Annotated in this window: 6 protein-coding genes (2 of these 6 running past the window's edge); all 6 read left to right on the forward strand. The window is 38.7% G+C overall.

All coding sequences use genetic code 11. The features are described 5' to 3' along the window. Window positions 1-611: the 3' portion of a cytochrome c oxidase subunit 3 family protein gene (locus tag CLV95_RS08265; RefSeq protein WP_016749289.1), read on the forward strand. 34 nt of this gene lie to the left of the window's left edge; 611 of the gene's 645 nt are visible here — the last part of the coding sequence; the start codon falls outside the window, past its left edge; the stop codon is at window positions 609-611. A gap of 446 nt (window positions 612-1,057) precedes the next feature. Beyond that, window positions 1,058-1,357 (forward strand): hypothetical protein, encoded by a 300-nt coding sequence (locus tag CLV95_RS08270; protein WP_002723404.1) that lies wholly within the window; start codon window positions 1,058-1,060, stop codon window positions 1,355-1,357. Between the two features lie 153 nt (window positions 1,358-1,510). Further along, entirely contained in the window at window positions 1,511-2,191 is a 681-nt protein-coding gene (locus CLV95_RS08275; protein WP_002723445.1) for a hypothetical protein, read from the forward strand. 86 nt (window positions 2,192-2,277) lie between these two features. Then, window positions 2,278-2,823, forward strand: coding sequence for a CarD family transcriptional regulator (locus CLV95_RS08280; RefSeq protein WP_002734927.1), 546 nt, complete (start codon window positions 2,278-2,280; stop codon window positions 2,821-2,823). A 39-nt stretch (window positions 2,824-2,862) separates the two neighbouring features. Further along, complete coding sequence (locus CLV95_RS08285) at window positions 2,863-3,894, forward strand: PIN/TRAM domain-containing protein (protein ID WP_002734833.1); 1,032 nt, start codon at window positions 2,863-2,865, stop codon at window positions 3,892-3,894. A 60-nt stretch (window positions 3,895-3,954) separates the two neighbouring features. After that, a protein-coding gene (gene pckA, locus CLV95_RS08290; RefSeq protein WP_002723362.1) for a phosphoenolpyruvate carboxykinase (ATP) crosses the window boundary here: on the forward strand, window positions 3,955-5,000 show its 5' portion. It continues 550 nt past the right edge of the window; only the first 1,046 of its 1,596 coding nucleotides appear in the window; it begins with the start codon at window positions 3,955-3,957; its stop codon lies beyond the right edge, outside the window.

The raw sequence follows: 5,000 nt of genomic DNA on the forward strand, positions 1-5,000 counted from the left end.
ACTTTGATAGTGCTGAGCATCAATACGACGCTTCTAAACAAGGGATCTGGTTGTTCCTTGTTACGGAGATTCTAATGTTCGGCGCTCTTTTTGTGGGTTATACCATCTATCATTCTTTACATCCGGAAATTTTTCACGCTGGAAGTCATCATTTGTCCGTTCCGATGGGAGCTTTTAATACAGTTGTACTTCTATTCAGTTCGTTTACGATGGCCCTTGGGATTCATTATGTTCAAGTGGATAAAAAGAAAGAAGCTGTCATTGCACTTGCCGTTACTGTTTTATGTGCACTTACGTTTATGGTCGTAAAGTATTTCGAATATTCGGCGAAGATCCATCACGGGCTTTTGCCAGGAAAGTTTTTTACGAACACTGAAATGGTCGATATCAAAAACGCGGCTATGTTTTTCGGTTTTTACTTCGTAATGACCGGGATTCATGGATCTCACGTATTGATTGGAGCTGGACTCATTATTTGGGTGATGATCAAGGTAATCAAAGGGGAAGTAAATTCTTCTTATTACACACCTGTGGAAGGAGTAGGTCTTTTCTGGCACGTAGTCGATTTGATCTGGATTTATCTTTTCCCACTTCTTTATTTAGTGGGATGATATAATTTCGTACACGGATTCAATTTGTATGAGAAACCCCGGTATTTCCCGGGGTTTCTCATTTTTGTCGTTTTATGTAAAGATTATAGATCTAGATGTCTCAAGTTTGGCTTTTTCTTCGCTCTTTTTCGATACGTTCTTTCTAATTTTCTTATGGGGAACTCACGTTTTTTAGGTTTAAAGATAATCTCTGATCTTTAGAGTTGTTGAAAAATTCCATGATTCAGATTAACAAAATCGCTTCAAACGTCTATTTCAATACAGCAGAAACGGATAGAGAATTAATTTTTAAACAACTCTTTTTTTTAAAAGTTGCGTTTAAAATTTAATACGAATAACGTACTTTGAAAAAGAAAAAACGTCTTTCCTATAGAGGCGTCGATGCGAGTTCGATTCCCTTTTGGATTCACAAAATTATCAAAGATTGAAAGAAAGGAAGAACAGCAATGAAAAAAGTTTTGATTGGATTGATTTTGGTCATGGTAGTCATGATCGGTTGTAAACCGTGCTCTGATTTAGAAACGAAGATCTGTACAGACTTAGGAGAAAAGTGTGAAAAATGGAAAAGTATGGGAAAACCCGGCTTACCTACTGAGGATCAAGATCAATATCGTTCGGGTAGAAGAAAATTAGTCGGCATTTTGTTGGAAAGTGTCGGTCTTATGGAGCGCAATGCGCAGGCTTGCGAGGGTTTATCCTCTAACTACGATGCTCTGATTGTTCCATTAAAGAAATCCATGGAATAAAATTCTTCCCAAAGACCCGACATTGCGATTTAAAAAATTTAAGTTGGCATGCGGGTCTTATTCTTACTTTTAATTCTTTCTATTCGTTTTGAATTTTTTCGAAAGAATTTGAACATTTAGGCCGATTTTAGAAATAGAATTTAGGATTCCTAAATGCAGAATATCGATTATTCGAGAAGACTTAGACAATCCACGGTCCGAACTCCGGTTCGAGAAAATGCCGATTTCAATCGAACGATTCAAACGGTTCAACACGATAAAAAATCGGGATCGCCGATCCAGATTTTTTCGTCTACTCGTTCCGCCTTTATTTTGTTATTGGGTTCAGTTTCTTTGTTTACCGCTGGGCTTGTCGTCGGTCTTAAGTTAGATCAAAAAGAAGAAGCTTTTGCTCGAAACGAACTCCAAACGTTTAGAAACGTCCCTACTGGGGAAAGAAAAAATGAGAATGGTGGTGGGTTACGTTCTTTATTTTTTCCTGCCAAAGAAACCGAGGAGTCTTTAAAGAACCAGGAATCACTTTTAAGATTAAATCCTAAAGAAGATTCTTTCGGCACGAGCGGGGACTCTAAAATTTTATATCCGCCTCGCCTTGGTGAAACGAACTATCTAGTTGTAATTGCGACTTCGGATTCTCTGCAAGCGGTCGAACTTGGAAAAAGACTTCTGATGGCAAAAAATGAGTTCAAGGGGAGAATTTTTCGTTCTTCAAAAGGAGAGCTTTATTTGGGCTATTTTTATTCCGAAGAAAAAGCGCAAGAAGCGCTGGAAAAAATCCAACCACTCAACAATCCGGCATTTCATTCTGCGAAGATTCGTTCTCTTAAACTTTAATAGTCTTTTAGGATAATTTTGTTGACTTTTGTCAAAATTCATGCTATTTTCTTACGCAGAGTTTTAACGGAAGTTATCATACTTACTTGGCTGCCAAAAAGAAAAATTCTGAAATCGAACACAAGGTAGGCGACTACGTAGTCTATCCCATCCATGGGGTTGGGGAAATTCTTGGAATCTCTAAAAAGAATATCCTTGGTAAAAAGAAGGATTGCTACGTTCTCGAAATCCAGGGTAGTAAGATGAAGGTTATGATACCTGTTGATAAAGCAGAACAGGTTCGAATTCGCCCTATCATCGATAAAAAAGAGATCAAAAAAGTCATAGCGCTCCTTAAGAAGGACGAAGTTGACACAGAAGAGGACTGGAAGATCCGCTACCAAAATAACCTCAACAAGATCAAGTCCGGATCAATTTATGAGGTCGGAGAAGTCTGCAGAAACCTATTTCGTAGAGCAAGTGGAAAAGAACTCTCTATTATGGAGAGAAAGCTTTATGAAAGTGCCTATAATCTTGTGAAAATGGAAGTTGCATTGAGTAAAGGTGTTACGCAAGAAGAAGCGGGGAATCTCGTTTCCGACGTATTAGCAAGCACCCTTGCTCCTAGTGAAAAAAAGGCAGAAGAGGACTAAAATTCCGCGAAAACTCAAATACAATTAAGGATTTGAGTTATGGTTCATCTCTACAAAGTACTCACGTCTCTATTCCTTTCTGGAATTACATTTGCAGTAACAGATAAGCAAGCTGGAGATTTTTATTTGGCTGGCTCTATTGCTGGAGTTGTTTTATTAATTTCCTTTATTCTCCTTTACGGAGAATCCAATCTTTTTCCAAAACTCAAAGCCGATATACTTTTTTGTGCCGGACTCGGTACTCTTATCGGACTTGCGATTGCTTGGTTTGTGGGAACTGCCGTTCATTTTGAGGAATTAAACGTAGCCTTTTACTTTTTATTCGCTTTGTTTGGCGCTCTTTCGGGAATTGCATTTGCTAAGGAACCAGGTCTCGGAATTTTCGGTGGTGGCGGTTCTGGAAACGGATTTGGAGTTGGTATTGAAAAGGAAGAAGTCAGAGATAAAATTCTAGATACCTCAGTGGTAATCGATGGAAGAATTTTAGATATTGCGGATACGCATTTTTTAGACGGGCCTTTGATTCTCCCTAATTTTGTATTGAGAGAAATCCAACTCATCAGTGATTCTTCTGATCCGATCAAAAGAGCGAGAGGAAGAAGAGGGCTTGAAATGTTGAATAAACTTCAACGCAAAGGCTCAATCGAAGTAAAAATTACTTATAAAGACTATTCTGATACCCGTGAAGTTGACGCTAAACTGATTAAATTAGCGAGAGATACTGGTGGAAAAATAGTAACCAACGATTTCAATCTAAATAAAGTTGCCGAATTACAAGGTGTAAAGGTCCTGAACTTAAATACTCTTGCAAATGCCCTGAAACCAGTCGTTCTTCCCGGAGAAGAACTTGGGATTCAAGTGATTAAAGAAGGAAAAGATGAAAATCAAGGAATCGGTTATTTGGAAGATGGTACAATGGTTGTCATTGAAAATGGTGGTCACCTCGTTGGGAAAGAAGTCAAAGTGACAGTAACTTCCATTATTCAAACTGCGGCCGGGAAAATGATCTTCACGAAAGCAAACCCGAATGGAGCTTCTGAAAAGGGAAACCGCCAACCCCATTCTTCTTGAATCGATTGACTTTCGGCTTTAGCATAAAATAATTGAAATAGAATCCTAAGGAGCAATCAAATGCAGGCCCAGACGACTCAGGTAAAAGGCTTGAAGGAACTCGGACTCGAACCTTCTGAAATTTTTCATAATCTTTCCTATGATGAAATTTATGAGCATGAGAAAAGAAACGGGGAGACCGTAGTTTCCAGCAATGGAACTATGATGGTAGACACCGGAATATTTACCGGTAGATCCCCAAAAGATAAATATTTCGTGGATGAGCCTTCCTCCAATGGAAACATTTGGTGGAGTCATATCAATTTCAAAGTTTCCGAAGCAATCTTTGACGAGTTATATAAGAAATGTGTAAATTATCTGAATCATAAAAAATTATACGTTTTTGATGGTTACGCCGGTGCAAATCCGGAAACCAGAGTAAGTCTGCGTGTCGTTTCTGAAAAGGCTTGGCAACACCACTTTTGTACAAATATGTTCCTTCGTCCTACAAAGGAAGAATTGTCTGGACTGAATCCTGAGTTTACGATCATCAACGCATGCGGCATTAAGAATGAAAACTTCAAACAACACGGGATGAATTCCGAAGTGTTCGTAATTTTTCATCTTGCTAAGAAAATTTGTATTATTGGTGGAACCGAATACGGTGGAGAAATGAAAAAAGGTATTTTCTCCGTTATGAATTATAAACTTCCGTTGGAGGGAATTCTTAGCATGCACTGTTCCGCGAATGTCGGTAAAGAGGGAGATACAGCTCTTTTCTTTGGACTTTCCGGAACTGGTAAGACAACTCTTTCTACAGACCCGAACCGTAAATTGATCGGAGACGATGAGCATGGTTGGGACGACAATGGGATTTTCAACATCGAAGGAGGGTGTTACGCTAAAGTAATTAATTTAGATCCTAAAACCGAACCGGATATCTACGAAGCGATTCGTAGAGATGCTCTTCTGGAGAATGTGGTCTATGATCCTCAAACGAAAGTGGTGGATTATTCTTCCGCCGCAAAAACAGAAAATACTCGTGTTTCTTATCCGATTTTTCACATCAATAATATTCAAGTTCCTTCCAAAGGAGGACATCCAAAAACCATTATATTCTTAACTTA

This window comes from Leptospira borgpetersenii serovar Javanica, assembly GCF_003046425.1.
In the GTDB taxonomy this organism is placed as follows: Bacteria; Spirochaetota; Leptospiria; order Leptospirales; family Leptospiraceae; genus Leptospira; species Leptospira borgpetersenii.